Annotated in this window: 12 protein-coding genes and 1 other RNA gene; 10 read left to right on the top strand and 3 right to left on the bottom strand. The window is 42.2% G+C overall.

All coding sequences use genetic code 11. The features are described from left to right. Positions 1-234: 234 nt before the first annotated feature. Positions 235-1,632 (top strand): MATE family efflux transporter, encoded by a 1,398-nt coding sequence (locus Q0R37_RS00170; RefSeq protein WP_294749868.1) that lies wholly within the window; start codon positions 235-237, stop codon positions 1,630-1,632. Positions 1,633-1,708: 76 nt separating this feature from the next. Here the strand turns inward: Q0R37_RS00170 and Q0R37_RS00165 are convergent, their stop codons facing one another. Both Q0R37_RS00165 and Q0R37_RS00160 read right to left on the bottom strand, forming a co-directional pair. Further along, a complete protein-coding gene (locus tag Q0R37_RS00165) occupies positions 1,709-4,960 on the bottom strand; it encodes a family 43 glycosylhydrolase (protein ID WP_294749866.1) in 3,252 nt (1,083 codons plus the stop codon). 373 nt (positions 4,961-5,333) lie between these two features. Continuing rightward, a complete protein-coding gene (locus Q0R37_RS00160; protein WP_294749865.1) occupies positions 5,334-5,621 on the bottom strand; it encodes a hypothetical protein in 288 nt (95 codons plus the stop codon). Between the two features lie 129 nt (positions 5,622-5,750). Here Q0R37_RS00160 and smpB point away from each other — a divergent pair, with 129 nt between their 5' ends. The 8 genes from smpB (at position 5,751) to Q0R37_RS00120 (ending at position 16,695) form a co-directional block, all read left to right on the top strand. After that, positions 5,751-6,215, top strand: coding sequence for an SsrA-binding protein SmpB (gene smpB, locus Q0R37_RS00155; RefSeq protein ID WP_294749863.1), 465 nt, complete (start codon positions 5,751-5,753; stop codon positions 6,213-6,215). 26 nt (positions 6,216-6,241) lie between these two features. Beyond that, positions 6,242-6,790: a hypothetical protein gene (locus tag Q0R37_RS00150; RefSeq protein ID WP_294749861.1), complete on the top strand. Its 549-nt coding sequence runs from the start codon at positions 6,242-6,244 to the stop codon at positions 6,788-6,790. A 15-nt stretch (positions 6,791-6,805) separates the two neighbouring features. After that, entirely contained in the window at positions 6,806-7,927 is a 1,122-nt protein-coding gene (locus tag Q0R37_RS00145) for a S66 peptidase family protein (protein WP_294749859.1), read from the top strand. Positions 7,928-8,025: 98 nt separating this feature from the next. Next, positions 8,026-8,395, top strand: a transfer-messenger RNA (tmRNA) gene (ssrA, locus tag Q0R37_RS00140). 412 nt (positions 8,396-8,807) lie between these two features. Further along, positions 8,808-10,448: an N-6 DNA methylase gene (locus Q0R37_RS00135; RefSeq protein WP_294749857.1), complete on the top strand. Its 1,641-nt coding sequence runs from the start codon at positions 8,808-8,810 to the stop codon at positions 10,446-10,448. Next, entirely contained in the window at positions 10,435-11,556 is a 1,122-nt protein-coding gene (locus Q0R37_RS00130; protein WP_294749855.1) for a restriction endonuclease subunit S, read from the top strand. The genes Q0R37_RS00135 and Q0R37_RS00130 overlap by 14 nt, the downstream gene beginning before the upstream one ends. After that, positions 11,556-13,337, top strand: coding sequence for a P-loop NTPase fold protein (locus Q0R37_RS00125; protein ID WP_294749854.1), 1,782 nt, complete (start codon positions 11,556-11,558; stop codon positions 13,335-13,337). Before Q0R37_RS00130 ends, Q0R37_RS00125 begins: the two co-directional genes overlap by 1 nt. A 34-nt stretch (positions 13,338-13,371) precedes the next feature. Then, positions 13,372-16,695 carry an HsdR family type I site-specific deoxyribonuclease gene (locus Q0R37_RS00120; protein WP_294749852.1) on the top strand — a complete coding sequence of 1,108 codons (3,324 nt, stop codon included), beginning with the start codon at positions 13,372-13,374 and terminating at the stop codon, positions 16,693-16,695. A gap of 39 nt (positions 16,696-16,734) precedes the next feature. On the opposite strand, the gene Q0R37_RS00115 is transcribed toward Q0R37_RS00120, so the two are convergent. Then, positions 16,735-19,170, bottom strand: a complete 2,436-nt coding sequence (locus Q0R37_RS00115; protein WP_294749850.1) for an ATP-binding protein — start codon at positions 19,168-19,170, stop codon at positions 16,735-16,737. Between the two features lie 189 nt (positions 19,171-19,359). Here Q0R37_RS00115 and Q0R37_RS00110 point away from each other — a divergent pair, with 189 nt between their 5' ends. Beyond that, positions 19,360-19,482 carry a hypothetical protein gene (locus Q0R37_RS00110; RefSeq protein WP_294749849.1) on the top strand — a complete coding sequence of 41 codons (123 nt, stop codon included), beginning with the start codon at positions 19,360-19,362 and terminating at the stop codon, positions 19,480-19,482. Positions 19,483-19,584: the final 102 nt, after the last annotated feature.

Below are 19,584 nucleotides of genomic sequence, written 5' to 3'. Positions count from 1 at the left end.
GCCCCGAACTTCTTTCGGGGAGCGCAAATTCTTTATAAAAAAGTGAATTTGCGCGTCACATTTCTTTATGTCATGCTCATTTTGCCCCAAAGGGCAAAACAAGGTGCAAGAAAAAGTGAAATATCATTATTTTTTCTTGCACCTTGACAATTAAAAATTGGCTTTTAAACATGGATAAAGCCAATTTTTAATTGTTGAGCAGACATTAATAAGCACTTTTCATCGGAGGTACTTATGTTAAAGGGTTTCAGAAAAAAATTCATCGGAAATAAAGGCTTTTACAAAATGGTAATGTCAATGGTCGTGCCTATGATACTGCAAATGGCAGTTACCAATCTCGTCAGTCTCATCGACAATATAATGGTTGGCAGACTCGGAACCGGACCCATGAGCGGCGTTGCCATAATAAACCAGTTCGTTTTCGTCTTCAATGTCACTATTTTCGGAGCTGTTGCGGGACCGAGCATATTCGGCGCACAGTTCTTCGGCAAGGAAGACCACGAAGGACAGAAATATACATTCAGGTTCAGACTTCTCGTCTGTGCTTTTATTATCGGTATAGCTTCTCTCATCTGCCTTGCGTTCGGAGCTCCGCTCATATCGCTGTTCATAAGCAGGGAGAGCGAAGCTGCTCAGGCTTCGGCTATACTCAAAAGCGGAACGGACTATCTGAGGATAATGATCCTCGGCTTTATACCATTCGGCATAGGACAGGCATATTCCAGCGCTGCCCGTGAGTGCGGTAACACAAAAGCTCCCATGGCTGCCGCAATGTCGGCTGTGGGTATCAACGTGCTCCTTGACTACTGCCTCATATTCGGCAGGCTCGGTATGCCCGAAATGGGCGTTAAGGGCGCTGCATGGGCAACTGTCATAGCCAAGACCTTCGAGGCGCTGGTGGTCATAGTATGGACTCACTCTCACCCCGACAAAAACAAGTATATAATCGGACTTTTCCGCGGCTTCCGCATACCTGCAAGGCTCATGGCAGACATCACCAAAAAGGGTATCCCCATGCTTGTCAACGAGTTCCTGTGGTCGCTGGGTATGTCCATAGTCATGCAGTGCTATTCCGTAAGGAGCACCGAGGTGGTGGCTGCGCGAAACATATCAAGCACCATTACGAACCTGTTCAGCTCCGTATACATACAGATGGGAGCCTGCATAGCCATAATCGTAGGCGCAAGGCTGGGAGCAAACAAACTCGGTGAAGCCCGTGACCTTGACAACAAGCTGCTTTTCTTCGCGGTCACCGCTGCGACGATTGTGGGGCTCATAACTCTGCCTCTGGCGCCGTTTTTCCCGAGGATATACAACACCGAGGTCTCTGTACGCAGTCTCGCCGCTTACATGATAATCATACAGGCTCTTGCGATGCCATTGTGGAGCTATACCAATGCCTGCTATTTCACTCTGAGGAGCGGCGGTAAAACGGGTATAACCTTCCTTTTCGACTTCGGCTTCACATGGTTCCTGATGATACCACTTGCCGCAGTCCTCTCCTACTTCACCGACCTTGATATACGGATAGTCTTTGCCGTGGTCACCTTCTCGGAGGTAGTCAAGGTTGCTATCGGCTACTTCATGGTACGCAGCAATGTGTGGGTAAAAAACATCGTAAACGATATATAAACGCAGAACACCGCAACTTTTATACGAAAGCTGCGGTGTTTCTTTTAAAGTAAGTCAAATGTCTGACAGGTATGTTTCATGCCTTGAAAACCGCACGCACAAAGTTGTAAAGGTGTGCATGAATGGAATTGTCGCCGTGGTATCCGCCGTTTACATAGTGCCATACATGAGGTACTCCGTTCTTGGTGAAGCTCTCATGATAGCCGTTCGGCGTTGAGTATACTACCTCATCATTGCTTCCTGCTGTGAGGAACACAAGATACGGTTCTTCTCCGCTCTTCCATTTGAAGTCTCCCGTAACGCCGGGGGCAGGGCAGATAGCTCCGATATAGCCGAACAGGTCGGGGCGCTGCATACCGATAAGGAGGGATTCGCGTCCGCCCATTGAGAAGCCTGTTATCGCAGTATTATCTCTGCCTGTCTTTACACTGTATGTCTTTTCGATATAAGGCATAAGATCCTTTGTAAGATCGTTTATAAAATTGTCATACGCTGCATTGTTTGCGTCGTCCATTGCCGTACAGTCAGCCTGCGTCGCACTGGAGTATATGTACGGGAACACAACTATCATATCCTCAGCTTCGCCGTCTGCTATGGCATTGCCGATTATCTGACGGGTATACATAGTGCCGTTGCCCTTGATTATCATTCTGTCCTGATTTTCCCAGTAGCCGTGCATTACATAAAGGACAGGATACTTTTTGTTCTCGTCGTAATTGGCGGGAAGAAGTATATTGTACGGCTTGCTGCGTTTGCAGGTCGTGGAGTAGTAAGTGCCGCTCTTTACAGTGCCGTACTGTACTCCACCTCTTTCCTGATGCGAGGAATCGGGCTCTTTGTTGGCGACCTTTGGTTCTATGAGCTTTGTATAAGCCTCCATAGTATATGTGGCTGTGCCATTGGTGTCGCCGTCGTCATTCTGCGAAGCTTCGGACTTCGTGAAATCGCTTGTCTTGCCGAGTATGAACTTCTGCAGCTGCACCAGATCGGCAGTCTCGAACTTGCCGTTCTTATCAACGTCGGCAGCTCTTTCAGCTCTGCTGTCGGCAAATTTCTGACTGATTACCGCCTTTCTTGCAGCTATCATATCCATGCTGTCGATCTTCCCGTCGCCGTTGATATCGCCAAGTATCGCCTTTACAGCCTTGGGGCCGTCTATGACCGTTCCCGCAACGCCGCCTATGGCTTCATCAACATAGAAGCTGTAATCGTCGGAATCCGTCTCAACGTACATCTGTAAACTTGAAGCTCCCTCGGGTATCTTGTAGCTGTCATTGGCAAGCTGTACCCACTCGCCCTTCGGAACATCCTCAACGATAGCTATCTTGTCGTACTGCACCTCTCCGTCAGCCTCATACTGGAGGGTAAGATAGAACTTCTGTGAAGCAGGGCCTTCCGTATACTTTACGACAGTACTGAAGCTGTACTCCTGTCCTGCCTTGAAAACGCTTGATGAAAGGCTCTTTGAAGCGCCGTTCCAGCTTGCCTCTCTGCCCGAGCAGTAAAGCGAGCCGCTGCCGTCATAAGCCTCATTCTTGTCTGCTGCGACCTTTGCGGAGCCTCTTCCAGCCCATGATTCTGTGCCGCTCTCGAATGTGTTATGGAAGTAATATCCGTTTTCGTCAGGCTCTATGACAACAGGTGTACCGCTGAGGACCTTGCTGCCGCTGCTGCCGTTCCATGTCTGACGGTCGTACTCGAAGAAGTCGATATCAGCATAGCCGCCGGTGTTCTTTGTGGGATAGCTGTAGATACCGCTGCGGTAGCCTGTGAAGAGCTTGAGGTCGTATGACATGGAGAGCTCCTGACCGAGCTTTGTCCAGTTCATACCGTCGTATGAATAATAAAAATTAGCCTTGTCGATGTTATTGGAGGAGCTTCCGTCAGAGCCTACATTTGCGAACTTGAAGTCCACCTTGAGGTATACCTCGTCGCCTCTCATGTTCTCCTCGGCAACTATCTTATTGGAGCTGTTTCCGATATCGTTTCCGCCGTTGACGGACATATATACCTTCTTTGAACCACTGTCGTCCACGCGGACGCCTATACAGCCGTACATGAGCTGGAATGCGGAAAGTCCCGCATAGTCTCCCGCCTTCATATTTGAAGCGTCAAGCTTTATGTAGCTGCTGCAGGCAGGTCCCTCTGTACGCATAGTAAGGGTATTCCTTGCGTTGAGGAGATTTGTGGCGATATTCTTGTTCTTCAGTCTGAGCCAGCCCTCACGCTCGGTAACTGACCATGCACTGTTGTCTGGGTTATGGTTCCACTGCCATTCCAGTGCGAGATCGTTGGACGAATAGTCAAAGCTGTCGTCGCCTGCAAGGTCGGTACCTACACCCGAACCGAGATCAAGTGTAAGCGGAGCTTTTCCGTTTACGCCCATCATCGGCCAGTCGTTCTGCCATGTAACGGGTACAAGTACAGGTATTCTTCCTACTGAGCCGTGATCCTGAAAGAGCAGACCGTACCACTTTCCATCGGGAGTATCTACGATACCGCCCTGTGCAACACCTGCGCCGTATGAGCCCAGTGACGAATCGAGAAGAGTCTTGTTCTCCCAGCTGCCTGTGAGGCTCTTTGAACGGTAGCAGAATTCAAGTCTGCCGTGACCTGACGGCCATGCGATACCGAGTATATAATAGTAACCGTTTATCTTATGGATATGCCAGCCCTCGCCCGCAAGGTTATCGAAATTCGTCTTGAAGAGCTGCTTTTCGAGTCCGCCTGACTTCCAGCCCGTCATATCGGAGTTGAACTCCTTGATGTTGCAGGTACCGCCTGCACCGTAAACGAGGTAGTTCCTGCCGTCGTCGTCGAAGAGGATAGAAGCGTCGTGATACATACCGTTGAGCTCAACACGGGACCATTCACCGTGCTCGATATCGTCCGTGGAGCATATGTAGGATTTGTTCGAGCCGTAGCTTCCGAAGAAAGCGTAATACTTCTTTTCCTTTTCGTTGTAGCGGAGACTTGTTGCCCACTGTCCGTGAGCGTAGTCATGCTTGCCGTTTTTCAGGTTCTGAACGTCGCCGTTTGCGTAGGTGTCGAATACGTAATTGCATATCTCCCACGAAACAAGGTCCTTGGACTTCATAATTGGAGCCCCGGGACTGAAAAACATAGTCGTGCTTACCATATAATATGTATCGCCTACCCTGATGACATCATCATCAGGTACGTCCGCCCATATTATAGGGTTTGAAGCCGTTGATGCCGCCGCTGCCTCTGTACGCGGAGCGCCTATTACTCCCGCAGCAGACGGCATAACGACAGCCGCAGTCAGCAATAATGCCGCAGCTGCCTTTGCTTTTTTGCCAAATCTCATTTTAATACCTCCTGAATTCTTTTTCATCATGTTTGTCTGACATATCCCCTGTTAACACAAATGAATTTTCATGCTCAATGTGTATCTTTTTGAGCATTTCGACATATTGACACCTATTTCAACACTATTCCTTGTTTATTTTACCATTACATTATGATTTGTTCAACCGATTTTTTGAAGATTAGGTGGACAAAACACATATCGTGTTACCTTTTGTATAAATTACCGCATAATATTTTTAAAATAATCATAATATTGACATTTCAGTTCATATTCTTCATCCGGAAACAAAAAAGTCCGAAAGCAGCTTTTACTGCTCTCAGACTTTAATTATCGTATTGTAACACGGCGAACGGTCAGCCGCCCGGTGCTTTTATTTCCTGTCCGAATAAATATCGTCCATATCAGCCCGACTGTCGCTGAAAACGTACTTTTCGCGCTGCTGCTGTTCCATGCTCTCACGGGCACGTTTTATTTCCTCCATATCCTCGCGGAGCTCGGTGATGTAATCAAGGGAACGATTACCGCTGATACTGCCGTAATACTGATCGTTCCTCATGGGCTCGCCCCGCTTTTCACGCCTTTCATCCGCAGCGTATCTTACAAATCCGTGTATCGCACTCACTATCAGCTCCAAGAGCCTTATTATCAGTCTGTTCATGGCTTTCCTCCCCTGTTATCTGACCTTTTCATATACATTATACCATGATTCCCGTGGTTTTGCAATATCCCCGCTGTTGACATTTGGTGCGGGATAGTGTATAATTTTTTACAGACAGGAGATGATAATATGCGCTCAAAAGGTACTAAAACTATTGCCGAAAACCGCAAGGCACGACATGATTATTTCGTGCTTGAATCCTACGAGGCAGGCATCGAGCTCGTGGGAACAGAGGTAAAATCCATCCGTCAGGGCGGCGTGAACCTCAAGGACTCATGGTGCTCTATCGACAAGGGCGAGCTCTTCGTCCGCGGTATGCATATCTCCCCTTACGAGAAAGGCAATATCTTCAACCGCGATCCCATGAGAGTCAGAAAGCTCCTCATGCACAAGCGCGAGATAAATAAATTATACGGAACACTTAAGCAGGAGGGACTTTCACTTATCCCCCTGAGCCTTTACTTCAAGGACTCAAGAGTTAAAATGCAGCTGGGACTCTGCAAGGGCAAAAAGCTCTACGACAAGCGCGCCGACATCGCAAAGCGCGACGCCAACCGCGAAATAGACCGCAATCTCAAATCACGCAATAAGTAACGAATTTCTGCGAGGCAATATTTTTTATGAGAAAATCTTTTCTAACAATATTTATCGCAACTGCTGCATTATCGGTCGGTTGCGGACAAGATATAAAGCCGTCTGCAAATAACAGCAATATTGATACTACATCTGAAATAATCGGGACAACTTCTGCTGATAAACAGGATATTGTTCTCAAAATGCTTGATAATGTTATCCTTTACGGCGAAAAGCTCTCATTACCTTCGTCATTCGACTTGCTCTCAGATGATTATACTGCGGCTGAGCCTATCCCTTATGAAGGAACTGATATAGCACTATATAAGCTATACTACAAAGAAAAGAATATAGGCTTTGCTGACCTCTCCGCAAACAACGAGCTGCACGGATTATACATTGACAATGATGTTCCAAGCAGCGATTTCAGTATCTGCGATATCGGTTATGACTCATTCAAAGATGATATTCTTCAAGCCTATGGAGAACCGACTGACCAAACAGAAGAAACATTAATTTACGGCGAAAACTCAGATAAACAGGTCGTATTCAGTTTTAACGGTGACAAAATAAGATCTATCAAGATTTTCTGCTAATGGAGGGGCTTCCCTATGATATACCCACAGCCATTGAAAAAGGGCGATAAGGTCGCTGTAATATGTCTTTCAAGCGGTATACTCGGTGAACCGTACTGCGCTCACGAAAAAGAGCTGGGCATAAAAAAGCTCCGCGAATTCGGTCTTGAACCCGTTTTCACAGAACACGCCCTCATGGGAAATGAATATATCATGTCTCACCCCGAAGCCCGCGCCGCAGACCTGAAAGCCGCTTTTCTCGACGAATCGGTAAAGGGTATCATCTGCGCTATCGGCGGTATAGAAACATTCCGCACTTTCCCGTATCTCATGGAGGACGAGGAGTTCAAAAACGCCGTAAAGGAGCACCCCAAGTTCTTCCTCGGCTTTTCGGATACCACCAATAACCACTTCATGTTCCGCAGGCTGGGCTTGCAGACCTTCTACGGTCAGGCTTTCATGTGCGACCTCGCAGAGCTTTCGGGTGATATGCTCCCATATTCAAAGGCGCAGTTTGAGAGCTGCTTTGCACCCTATCACGGCAGGAAGATAACTCCCTCCGACGTATGGTACGAGGAGAGGACAGACTTCTCCGCAGCTGCTGTTGGAACTATGCCTGTTTCTCACAGGGAAGAGCACGGCTATGAGCTTTTGCAGGGCAGGCCCGTATTTGAAGGTGAGCTTCTCGGCGGCTGTATCGACAGCATGGGAGAAATGCTCATGACGGACAATATCGAAAGCTTCGGCGATATGCTCTCCGAGGAATTCGAGAAATGCCCTCAGCTCAAAGAGGACTTCGCAAAGCAGGCAGAAATTACAAGAAGATACAGCATCTTCCCTGCTGCCGAAGAATGGAAGGGCAGGATACTATTCGCGGAGACAAGTGAAGTAATGCCGACTCCCGAAATGCTTGCGGAATACCTCGGCACTCTGAAAAAAGAGGGCGTTTTCGACAACATATGCGGAATAATAGTCGGAAAGCCAATGAATGAGAGATACTACGAGGAATACAAGTCTGTATGGCGCGATATCGTCAATAACAGTGAGCTCCCCATACTTTATAATGTGAACTTCGGCCATTCATCACCGAGAGCGATACTCCCATACGGAGCTGTGGCTCATGTTGACGCATACAAACAGGAAATCACCCTGCTATAGCAGATAACGACAATGTTTGCAGTTGACAAACGGCTGCAAACATTGTATAATATTATTCGGAGCACTTTTCAGCTCCCCACCTCACTCCCTCACAATATGGGGGCGTAAAGGTTTCGACGGGGGTCTCGAAGTGTGATAAGCGAGCGGAGAATGGCGTGATCTCCATAACCTGCGCCACGTTTAAATATAAACGCAAGAAATAACATTACAGTTTCTAGAAATAGCGAACTGGTAGCTGCTTAAGTCAGCTTCTGTCCACCGAGGGAGTACCGCGGCTCTCGCTTGGGCATCGATGAGCGGTGAACGACTGTCGGAAGTGTCCGTGTCCGTCAGTTGTATACGGACTACCTGTGACCTCAGCCCGTTTATCGGCGGCCGACACAGGGAATCATAATAGGTAAAATACGCTCGTAGAAAGTTGCATGAACGGATTTTCGGACAGGGGTTCAATTCCCCTCGCCTCCACCATATTTGGTACTCACAAATGAGACAAAACTTTGTAGTACCCGTAGAAAAGCACCGCTATTTATAGGGGTGTTTTTCTTATAGCCTTAAAAATAATAAGAATAATAATCGGACAGTATGAATATGCTGATCCGATTTTTTATTACAACAAAAAAACAAATGCACCCAATAGCACCCAAATGCACCTCAGATGCACCAAGCTTGGATTTACTTTTCGTGATAAAATTTAATTAGAACTTGTGCGGGTGTGGCCTGAGTTAAAAATATTGATAGAATTGCAAGTTGTAAGCTTGATTATTTTGGTGAAATATGGTATAATAATACTAATAGTAGCCATAGCTAAAAGACGCTATGGCATTCAAATAATCTTGTAGAAGCGCCCGATAACAAAATATGCGAATAAGAGGTAAAAATAATGGCAAAGAAAAAAGAAGAAACTATAAATCTTGAAAATATACTTTTTAAATGCCGCGATCATCTTCGTCAGGCTAGGAACTCAGGTTCATTCTTTGAAAAGCGTGATATGATGCTGACTTTAGTCTTCCTACGCTTCATCGGTGAAAAATTTGATGATGGTATAGAGAAACTGCGTCAGAAACTTATTGAAGAAGAACTTGATCCTGATGATCCTGATATCCAGGCGGCATTCTTCGAGGACGCCACTTTTACCGACGGTACATATTATCTCCCCGTAGAGGCAAGATGGTCTACTATTATAAATACCCCTGCTCCGCAGCTAAATGTTGCACTTGATACTGCTTTGAGCAGTATTGCGGCGACAAATAAGCAGCTTAAGGGCTGTTTTATTGAGGGTACGTTTACTTCAAGAAACCTTGCTCCTAACGATATTAAAAAGGTTGTTGACGAAGTTAATAAAATCAGCCATAAGGCATTCGGCGAAGAAAAAGACCTTATTGGACGAGTTTATGAATACTTTCTAAAGGAATTTGCCGTAAACGCAACCAAAGAAGAGGGCGAATACTACACGCCTCACGATGTCGTTCAGCTTATCGCAGCTATGATAGAGCCATTTGATGGTACGCTCTATGATCCCTGCTGCGGTTCCGGCGGTATGTTTATCCAGAGCGCAGATTTGATTAAGTCAAAACAAGGCGATATTAGCCGTATCAATATCTATGGTCAGGAGAAAGAGCCTGCCACTTATCGTCTTGCAAAAATGAATCTCGCCCTCCGCGGCCTTAGCCATAATCTCGGCGACGAAGCTGACTCCACATTTACGCACGACCTTCATAAGGGAATCAATTTTGACTACATAATGGCTAATCCGCCTTTCAATCTGAAGAGCTGGTATGATAGCGCACTTGAAAATGATGCTCGTTGGGCAGATTATTCAACGCCGCCGGATAGTAACGCCAACTATGCATGGATTCTTCATATTCTTTCTCATTTGAAGTCTAAAGGCGTTGCTGGCTTCCTTCTTGCCAACGGTGCCTTAAACGACGATGTTGCTCAGAATATTCGTCAAAAACTGATTGAGAACGATAAAGTTGAAGCAATTATCATTCTCCCTCGTGAGCTATTTATTACGACAGATATCAGTGTAACGCTCTGGATACTTAATCAGGATAAAAAAGGTGGAAACTATCATGGCCGCGAGCTCCGCAACCGTTCCGGCGAAGTTTTGTTTATGGATTTGCGAACTTGGACTGAAAATGCCGTAAAGGGCGAACAGAAAAAGAAAGTTCGTCTCGACGAAGAACAGATTAAGAAGGCTGCTGAAATTTACCACACTTGGCAGAATGTTGGTACTGACGGGGCAAATTATGCTGTTCCTGAGCTGTACCGCTCTGTTAAGGTTTGGAACAAAGATCTTTCTCCCGAGGAAAAGCAGAACAATGTTAATACGATAGAATCATGTAATTTCGCACTTACGCCGAGCAAGTACATTGAGTTTATTGACCATGATCTGGAAATTGACTATGAAGCAGAAATGAGGCGAATTCAGGACGAAATGCGTGCTGTGATGATTGAGGAAAAGAAGTCTCAGCAGATGCTGGCAGAGGCATTCAGGGGGATTGGTTATGGCATTGATTAAGGAAAAGCTCGGAAAGTATATTGAACTTCTTGAAATCAGAAATAGTGATCTTCGGTACGGTGTAGATGAAGTTAGAGGTGTCAACACATCAAAACAGATGATGCCAACAAAAGCGGATCTGAACAATCGTGACCTCAGTAAATTTCAAATTGTTGAGCCGGGAGTTTTCTTTTTCAATCACCGTACTTCACGAAATGGCAGCAAATTCAGTGTAACTTATAACGACACGGATTCTACTATTATATGCACAGAGGATTATGTTGTATTCCGAATCAGCGAATATGGAAAAAAGTACATTCTTCCGGAATGGCTATATATGTTTTTCAATCGTCCGGAGTTTGATAGATATGTCATCACAAACTCATGGGGCAGTTCCACAGAGTTCTATAATTGGGATGACTTATGTGATGTCGATATGGAACTCCCGCCACTCTCTGTTCAGCAAAAATATGTAGCTATTTATAATGCAATGATTGCTAATCAGCAGAGCTATGAACGCGGGCTGGAGGATTTGAAGCTCGTTTGTGATGCTTATATCGAGGATTTGCGGAGAAAAATGCCATGCTCCAAAATCGGAGCCTACATATCCGAATCTAATAAACGAAATACTAATCTCGAAGTCGGCTTAGTACAAGGCGTCAACAGCACAAGTACATTTGATGAAACAAAAGCTAATATGACAGGCATTGATCTTCATAATTATAAGATTGTAAGGACAGGACAATTTGCATATAATCCTTCAAGAATCAATCTTGGCTCAATAGCCTTATTGCGAGATAAAGACTGTATTATATCTCCAATGTATACAGTATTTGAAGTAAAAGATAAAGATCAACTGATTCCAGATTATCTTATGATGTGGTTTAGTCGAAAAGAATTTCAGCGTAGTACTTTATTTTATGCTTCAGGTTCTGTAAGGGACACATTTGATTTTTATGAGATGCAAGAAGTCAAAATTCCTATTCCTGACATATCTATACAGAAAGCAATTGCTGAAATATTCACCGTATATAATATGCGTAAGCAAATAAATGAACGTCTCAAATCACAGATAAAAGATATTTGCCCGATTCTTATTAAAGGCTCTTTGGAGGAGTGTGAAGAATAATGACTTACGACGAGCTTAATAGCTTTTTACTCAATTATCTAAAAAATGATATTACCGGTAGAGCTATTATGCTTTCCGGCGAATGGGGATCAGGAAAAAGCCACTATGTAAAAAACGAGTTAAAACCTTATCTTGTAAAGAAAAATAAGAAATGCGTAATCGTTTCCTTATACGGCCTTTCTGATACGACTGAAATAAGCAAAGCTATTTTCCTTGAACTTCACCCAGTTATAAAAAAACTATCTCCTGCCAAAAACACAGCAAAAGTAATTGGTAAAACTCTTCTAAATGCAGCAGCAAGCAAAATAGGTTTCGATATTGAGAATCCTAGTGAAGAAACATTGAAACAGCTATATGAGTCCATAAATCTTTCAGATACGCTCATTATTCTTGAAGATATTGAAAGAACTCAAATTGAGATTACTAAGCTGCTTGGATACATTAATAATCTTTGCGAAAATGATCATGCCAAAGTTCTACTTATCACAAATGAAGATGAACTACTAACAACATACGACGGAACTAATAGCGAAGGAAAAGCTGTAAAATATTATACCGAATCCGCAATTGCATACAAACGAGTCAAAGAAAAGACTGTTGGAGATACAATATGCTTTGTCTGCGACTTTAAAACCGCTATACAAACCATTATTGGAAACTTCGGTATTTATCTTAGTAAATTCAATACTGAAACACAAGCGGATGATATAGTCAATGTCTTCACGAGATTGAATTCATATAATTTGAGAGCTTTTATTTATGGCTGCCAAAAGTGCAAAGATATCTTTGAATTTATTTCCGATCATGGCATCACCGTTAATGAGAAAATAGAGGAAATGATTTTTTATGGTGTCATCGCATTTACGCAAAGGCAGAGTAAGAGTTCAGATCTCAGATTTGATACAAAAGCCTATTTGTCTGGGAGCTTAGGAGTAAATGACAGTTTACCTTTATTCCGCTTTTGCTATGACTACATAGCCTATCAGATCATTTCAGAAGAAGAGATCAAGAAATCGGTTTCATATTACACGGATTATATGAAAAAAGGAAAATGGAATTCAGGAAGAGACAAGGATCTTCAGGCTATACGAGAGTATCATGTTAGCACGGAAGAAAAAACAAAGAAAGCTCTTGCTAATATCCCTGATAAGATAAAGAACGGCTCTATTCCGTATTATGATTATGGAATTCTTGCTAATTATATCGTCGCTATTAAATACGATGCCGAAATAGAATTTGATATTGAAAACATAACTAACCCGATGATTGATAGTCTAAAAACGATAGACGAAAACATTGACTTCGAGTCTCTATTCAGTTCGGGTTATACACTTTTCAATAAAGATGGTATTGAATACTTCGAACAGATTAAACGTAGGATGCAGGAAGCACTAACAGGAGTGCATGAGCAGGAAGATTTCCCTTACTCTCCTATTGCAATAAAAGAATACTGCAAAAATCTAACTAGTGCTGCCAAACAAATGCTTAGAAAAAATGGTTTTGCTAATAACATAGATGTGAATCGTTTTATATCTATGCTTAAGAAATGCTCTTCAGAAACTATAAGTCGAATTCGCTCCCTATTTATGGATTTGTATAGGGATGTACACTATTCTCAAATAGTAGAAGAAGACCTAACGGCACTCAAGACAATCCATGAAGCCGTTAGTGGCCTTAAAGAATATAATAAATATGATAAAATACAGAAAATGCAAATCAAGTGGTTCATTAAGAACCTTTCTGATATGATAACCGCTTTCGAGAACCAAAAAGCCAAATAGAGTACTATAAATTATATAGAAGGAATGTGATAATATGGCCAAACTACAAAACTTTAACGGAAGATTTTGTGAATCCGATTACGAATATGCCTTCATTTCATTCCTTGAACAAGAAGGTTGGACATATCTCCCGGGTGACCAGATTAATCGTGTATATGGACGTGACGTCTTAAATACTGACGACTTAGAGGCGTTTATTAGGAATACTAACCCTGAGCTAACTGAAGACGAAATCAAAAAGATCTCTGATACGATAAAACTTGTTGGCGCCGAAAGCGACTTTGCAACCTTGCATAAGGTATATAACTGGCTTGTTAATGGCATACAGTTTACACCTCAAAATGGCCAGCCAAAAATGATTCCACTTATAGATTTTGAGGAACCTAGTAACAATATCTTCAAGGTCATAAACCAACTTAGTATCGACTATACAAACAATGGACAAATATATAATCGCCGTCCAGATGTAATGCTTTACATTAATGGCATTCCTGTTTGTATTATAGAATTAAAGAATCCTACTGACGCAAAAGCAACCATCTTTGAGGCATGGAAACAAATCAACATTCGCTACTGGCGAGATATTCCGCATTTGTTGCATTATTGTCCCCTTGCTTGTATTTCAGATGGCGTTCAGACAAGACTAGGAACGGTTCGTACTCCGTATGAGCATTTTTATGCATGGAGACGTGTTAATGATGGAGATAAGGTTTCCACTTTGCCATTCGAAGAAACCGAGACAATGATTAAGGGCGTGTACGAGCCTGAGCGTTTCCTCGAAATCTTTAGAGATTATATCTATTTCCAGGACGAAATATATGATAACGAAGAAAGAGAAATCGTTTGCCGTTACCCTCAGTTTTTTGCTTCTCGTCTTCTAAAGAGAAGCATTGTAGAATCCGTTCAAACAAAAAGTGGTAAGGGCGGAACATACTTTGGAGCCACAGGCTGCGGCAAAACATATACGATGGCATTCCTTGCACGTCAGCTCTCTATGCGTTGTGGAGATATTGCGGAAATGGGCTCACCAACCATTGTTCTTATTGTTGACCGTGAAGATCTGCAAAAACAAGGAGCAAAACTGTTCACTAAAAGTAAGGAATTCCTTAATATAGGCGAAGTTAGTGTAGTTCCAAGTCGCGCAGTATTGAGAGAGGAACTGGGAAGACGCGAAAGCGGCGGCTTTTACATCTGCACCATCCAGAAATTCTGCGACAGGAAAGACGATATTATTGGCTTAATCAATAATAGATCCAATATCATCTGCTTCTCAGATGAAGCACACAGAACGCAATTGGCTCATTCAAAGAAAATCCAATTTAGTAAAGATGCCGACGAAAATATGAAGGCGCTCATATCAAAGCCTTATGCAAAGGTTTTGAGAGAAGCATTCCCAAATGCGACATTTGTTGGATTCACTGGTACACCGATAGCAGAAACATATCAGACATTTGGCGACGAAATTGATCGTTACACAATGGATCAGGCCGTATCTGATGGCCTAACTGTATCCATTAAATACCATCCGAGAATAGCCAAAGTCCTTCTCGATGAGGCGAAGGTTAAACTCATCGAAGAATACTATAGTCTATGCGCAGACGAAGGAGCTTCCAAGGAAGACATAGAGGCAAGTAAAAAGGCCATGAGCTCATTGGAGATCATTATCGGTGAGCATTCTAGGCTTGAGCGTCTGGCTGTCGATATTCACGATCACTATACTTCCGCTTGCGCTAACGATCCAGAGCGTATCCAGAAGGCAATGATCGTATGCTCGAAACGCGAAATCGCATATGACTTATTATCGATTTTCAAAGATAAGTATCCTGAGTGGTTCATAGAAAAGAAAGTACCAGATAACTCAAATGCAACCCCAGAAGAAATCAAGAAGCTTAAAAAGGTTCCGTTCATGGCAATGGTTGCAAGTGTCGGGAAAAATGACAAAAAAGAGATGTACGACTATCTCGGTGGAACACAGAATAGTAAACGCTCAGACGAATTGGACGCTGCATTTAAGGCTGAAAAATCTAATCTTAGCATCGTTATCGTAGTTGATATGTGGATTACCGGCTTTGACGTACCATGCCTTACCTATATGTACAATGATAAGCCACTACAAAAACATCAGCTCATTCAGACCATTAGCCGCGTAAATAGAAAATACGAAGGCAAGGATTTCGGCCTTATTATCGACTATATCGGTATTAGAGATAATATGCGCCAGGCATTAAAGGTGTATGGCGGCGATACAACTGTAGCACCTACTGTTGACGATATTGATCAGGCTACAGAAATATTCCATGATAACCTATCTTTGCTAATAGATCAGTTTACCAACTTTGATCTTGCGCCATTTATGGATCCAAATGGCAGCCCATTCGAAAGATATAAGTTACTTTCGAGTGCGGCTGAATATGTCTTTTATTCTACCGAAGAGCTAAATGTAGAGGGTAAATATAGAACCAATAAGGTTTCTTTCAAAACATATTTCCTAAAGACAGTAAAGCGAATGAGGAAGGCTTACGATATTTGCCAACCATCAGGTAACTTAACAGAGGAAGAATCTGCGTTAGCTCAATGCTTTATGGCCATTGCCGGATTTGTAAGAAAAATGAGCGGCACCAATGAAGTTGATACGGAATCCATGAACAAAGCCGTGTCGCAAATGGTGGAAGAAGCACTTAAATACAATAAAGTCGAAAGCATTCTCGAAGAAGGCGAAGAAGAAGATATTTTCAGCCCAGAATACTTCGAAAAGCTTTCAGATATAAAGATGCCAGCCTCTAAACTTGAAATCCTCGTTAAACTCCTCCGTAAACAGATAGCAGAGTACATGAAAACAAATCAGGCTGCAGCTAAGAAATATCAAGATATGCTTGAGGATACCATTCGTATTTATCACGAAAGAAGAAAGCATTTATCTGCTGAAGAAGCCGGAGAAGCGCAAGAGCATACCTCTGAAGAAATCATTAAAAACGCGACTGAGCAGGCATTGAAAATCCTAAAGGATATGCAAGCTGATCGCGAGAGCTTCAGAAAAATGGGACTTACATTTGAAGAAAAGGCTTTCTATGATATTTTGATGATGCTCAGAGACAAGTTTAACTTTGAATACGGTGAAGATAAAGAAGTTGACGGCATCATTGTAAATGAGCGTTGTAAGACGCTAGCAAAAAAAATTAAAGAACTCATCGATACACAATCGTCATTCGCGGACTGGTTAAATAACAGAAACGTTCGCAATAAGCTCAAGTTGGACATCAAAATATGCCTTGTAAAAAATGGCTACCCTCCGAAGTATAGCCCAGAGGTCTTTAATAAAGTAATGGAACAGGTTGAAGGCTTCAAAGAAAACAACTAAATATAACACAAATACCCTAGCGTAACGCTAGGGTATTTTTTAATATGTAAAATAGTTTGGATAATAGTTGTCTGGACATGAAAAGAATAAAAAATTATCAGAATTATCTACGAAATTGATATTATCGTATTTCATTCCTGCTGCCGCAAATGCTTTCTTTATTTCCGAAATAGTAAAATCATCAAGCACGCAAACTATTCCAAAACTAGGAGCCTGAATTCGGCTGACATTCGTGGAATTCTCATATAGCTGATTTAATACATCATAAATAAAGTCCCTAAATTCCGCTGCCTTATTGTATGCAAATAGTCCTACCAATTCTTCCCAATCTGAATCGGCGATATTGCCATACCAAAACAGTAGCGCGTCTTTTAATGCATTTATAGAATCGTGGTAGTAATTTGGCGCAAAAAGAGCACAGTATTCTAGCTTTCGTATATACAAAAAGGCCTCATTCTCGAATTGTAGTGTATTGTCTATAATATAATTCCATATCCATTTTTGCTCAGGAACGATATATTTATTAGTATAGTCTTGTATATAGTGATTGGTAGTAATCTGAATCAGAGTGCTCGTAAACAGTAGGCATCTTCTAAAAAGAAATCTTGTATTATCATTAAATTTGTCTCTATACTTTTTTAAGCGTTTCACTGTCATATAGTAAATTGGAGTTAAGTTAAGTATTTCGCCATAATTAGAAAGGCATTTATTTGCATTTGAAGCTAGATCTAAAAATGTTATAACGGTGTAAAGTGTCGTGTCGAGAAGGTCCTCGAATTCTTTTTGAGTAACAACACGTTCCCGAATAATTTCTAATACAAGAGCATGAGATCTTACGTAAGATATATCATTAAAGTAGTAATACGGGCAAAATCCCTCTTCATGGATGGCCTCACATAATGCAAAATCAGATAAAAGCTCAATTATTTCATAGAACTCTTTTTTATCATAGAGAGGTAATAATACCTTATCGAAAATTCTTTTTGCATTAGCATCAATAGCTAGAGGTCCAGCTTTAGAATAAAAATATGGAGAAATATATCCGTCTATCAAATCATAGTTATCACCGCTAAAAACGTATGGCCTATAAAAGCATCTATTCAACAATAAACCCGTTATGCCAAAATCTGGGAAGAACGAAAGAACAAACATGAAGAAAAAAGCATAATCGCCGATAGTGCCATAGTGTTCTCCAATTAGTTTCAGAGATAGGAATAATGAAGAATATACGGCTTCCTCATGGGAACTAATTCCGGACTTTCTATGAAACGAAAGTCCTTGCTCATTAAGTAAGGCGATATATTGTTCGATATTTAAATCCTTATTCTTATTAATATAAGCAACTGCTTGTGCCAAAGCTAGAGGATGGTTAGCCATTCGTAAAGATAATAATGAGCAATCCTCGCTAGAAATAGGTCTACGGAGAAGAGTATTTAGAAATTTAGCTGATTCCTCATCCGTAAAGGCCGAAATTTTAATGTTTTCGGTTTCGAGGCTATCCTCATACTTTAGTGATGTTGATAAGATTCTTCCGTCATTTCCGTCTGGAATTAAGGCTTCGAAGTTTAAAGTATTTCCAAATGAATAGCTTATATAGTTATCAAATATAAAAAGCCAGTTTTTAACTTCTTTACACCAATTCTTAACAAGCAAAACGATTCTATATGCGCTCATTTTTTCTTCACCACGTCCAACGGAGTGAAGGAAAGATGTGTATGACTGTAATAAAGTGCTTTCGCTTGAGGCATTGCACCAAACTACAACATATTGTTTTTCCTCAAATAATGAGGCAATTTTAAGTGCAATTTGAGTTTTTCCGCAGCCGGAAGTGCCATACAGGTTTACTCGATTACCTTTATTAAAAGCAGCCTGAATATCACTAACTATTTCTTCGCGTCCGATGAAATGTCGCTTATTAAAAATAGGCGCATTTATAATCGCGCAATGTTTAGTTGTTTCTTCAATTTTTTGATATTCATCGGACCAGGAAATGGGTTCTTGCTCCACTACGCAATAAATATAACACAAGGAGATTAGCTTTATAGCCTGTTTCCTACTCTCATCCTCGTCATTACATATATGGTTTTTGAGATAATCGAGGTATTTTCTTCCAAGTACGGAGAACGTATCAATAGGCATAATCGAATAAACGTCATCCCTCAGTTCGAATAGCTTTTTTAAGTCTGAGGGTAAAAAACTACTAAATCGCTTGATGCAATGCTCTATGGCGCTACTTTTTCTATATTCATCAATTATGTTCTTATTGATACGAACGCCGCCAAATTTTCGAAATTTATAGATGCGGTTCGGATCTAGACGGTAAGGTTCTATTATGTCGTATCCATCTACATTTATCGACTCTAAGCCGGCAGGCAACAATACTTCGAGTATTAGCTTAACCATGCTACTGCTCGTATTGCAATATTTATATATCAAATCCGAAAAGAGTCCATATAGCGATAATGGCCCAGTCATAGTGTCCCCCCTTGAATACTGACAAAAATTGTCAGTATTTCTGACATTTTTTATCTTAGACAAAACTGATATGATATAAGCACGGAAAGAAAAACGCCTAAAACAGGCTGGTAAGAGTATTATATCATATTTCTACCACATAATCAATAGGCGTTATTCTTCTAGTCTTGTATGAAAGGAGTAGAAGTCATGAAAAGATTTACTTACTGGCTTCCGAACGGCACTTTCTGCGGCGGACGTCAGGGAGAGCTGCCCCCTGGCACATTCAGAGGCGGCAGACAGGGCGAGCTGCCTCCTGGAACTTTCAGATAATAGGGAGCTCAAAAAATAGCCAAGGAGGACGTCTTCTTGGCGTCCTCCGAAAGGAGGATTCCGCATGGAACAGCAATTCATCCCTATGGAGTATCTGAGCAG

Origin of the sequence: uncultured Ruminococcus sp. (assembly GCF_946415235.1) — a bacterium.
GTDB lineage: Bacteria > Bacillota > Clostridia > Oscillospirales > Ruminococcaceae > Ruminococcus.
The sequence above is the reverse complement of the archived record's forward strand: the minus strand, read 5'-3'. Positions and strand labels throughout refer to the sequence as shown.

Coding starts and splice junctions, on each gene's coding strand:
- Q0R37_RS00170 (WP_294749868.1), top strand. CDS start 235: ATGTTAAAGGGTTTCAGAAAAAAATTCATCGGAAATAAAGGCTTTTAC.
- Q0R37_RS00165 (WP_294749866.1), bottom strand. CDS start 4,960: ATGAGATTTGGCAAAAAAGCAAAGGCAGCTGCGGCATTATTGCTGACT.
- Q0R37_RS00160 (WP_294749865.1), bottom strand. CDS start 5,621: ATGAACAGACTGATAATAAGGCTCTTGGAGCTGATAGTGAGTGCGATA.
- smpB (WP_294749863.1), top strand. CDS start 5,751: ATGCGCTCAAAAGGTACTAAAACTATTGCCGAAAACCGCAAGGCACGA.
- Q0R37_RS00150 (WP_294749861.1), top strand. CDS start 6,242: ATGAGAAAATCTTTTCTAACAATATTTATCGCAACTGCTGCATTATCG.
- Q0R37_RS00145 (WP_294749859.1), top strand. CDS start 6,806: ATGATATACCCACAGCCATTGAAAAAGGGCGATAAGGTCGCTGTAATA.
- Q0R37_RS00135 (WP_294749857.1), top strand. CDS start 8,808: ATGGCAAAGAAAAAAGAAGAAACTATAAATCTTGAAAATATACTTTTT.
- Q0R37_RS00130 (WP_294749855.1), top strand. CDS start 10,435: ATGGCATTGATTAAGGAAAAGCTCGGAAAGTATATTGAACTTCTTGAA.
- Q0R37_RS00125 (WP_294749854.1), top strand. CDS start 11,556: ATGACTTACGACGAGCTTAATAGCTTTTTACTCAATTATCTAAAAAAT.
- Q0R37_RS00120 (WP_294749852.1), top strand. CDS start 13,372: ATGGCCAAACTACAAAACTTTAACGGAAGATTTTGTGAATCCGATTAC.
- Q0R37_RS00115 (WP_294749850.1), bottom strand. CDS start 19,170: ATGACTGGGCCATTATCGCTATATGGACTCTTTTCGGATTTGATATAT.
- Q0R37_RS00110 (WP_294749849.1), top strand. CDS start 19,360: ATGAAAAGATTTACTTACTGGCTTCCGAACGGCACTTTCTGCGGCGGA.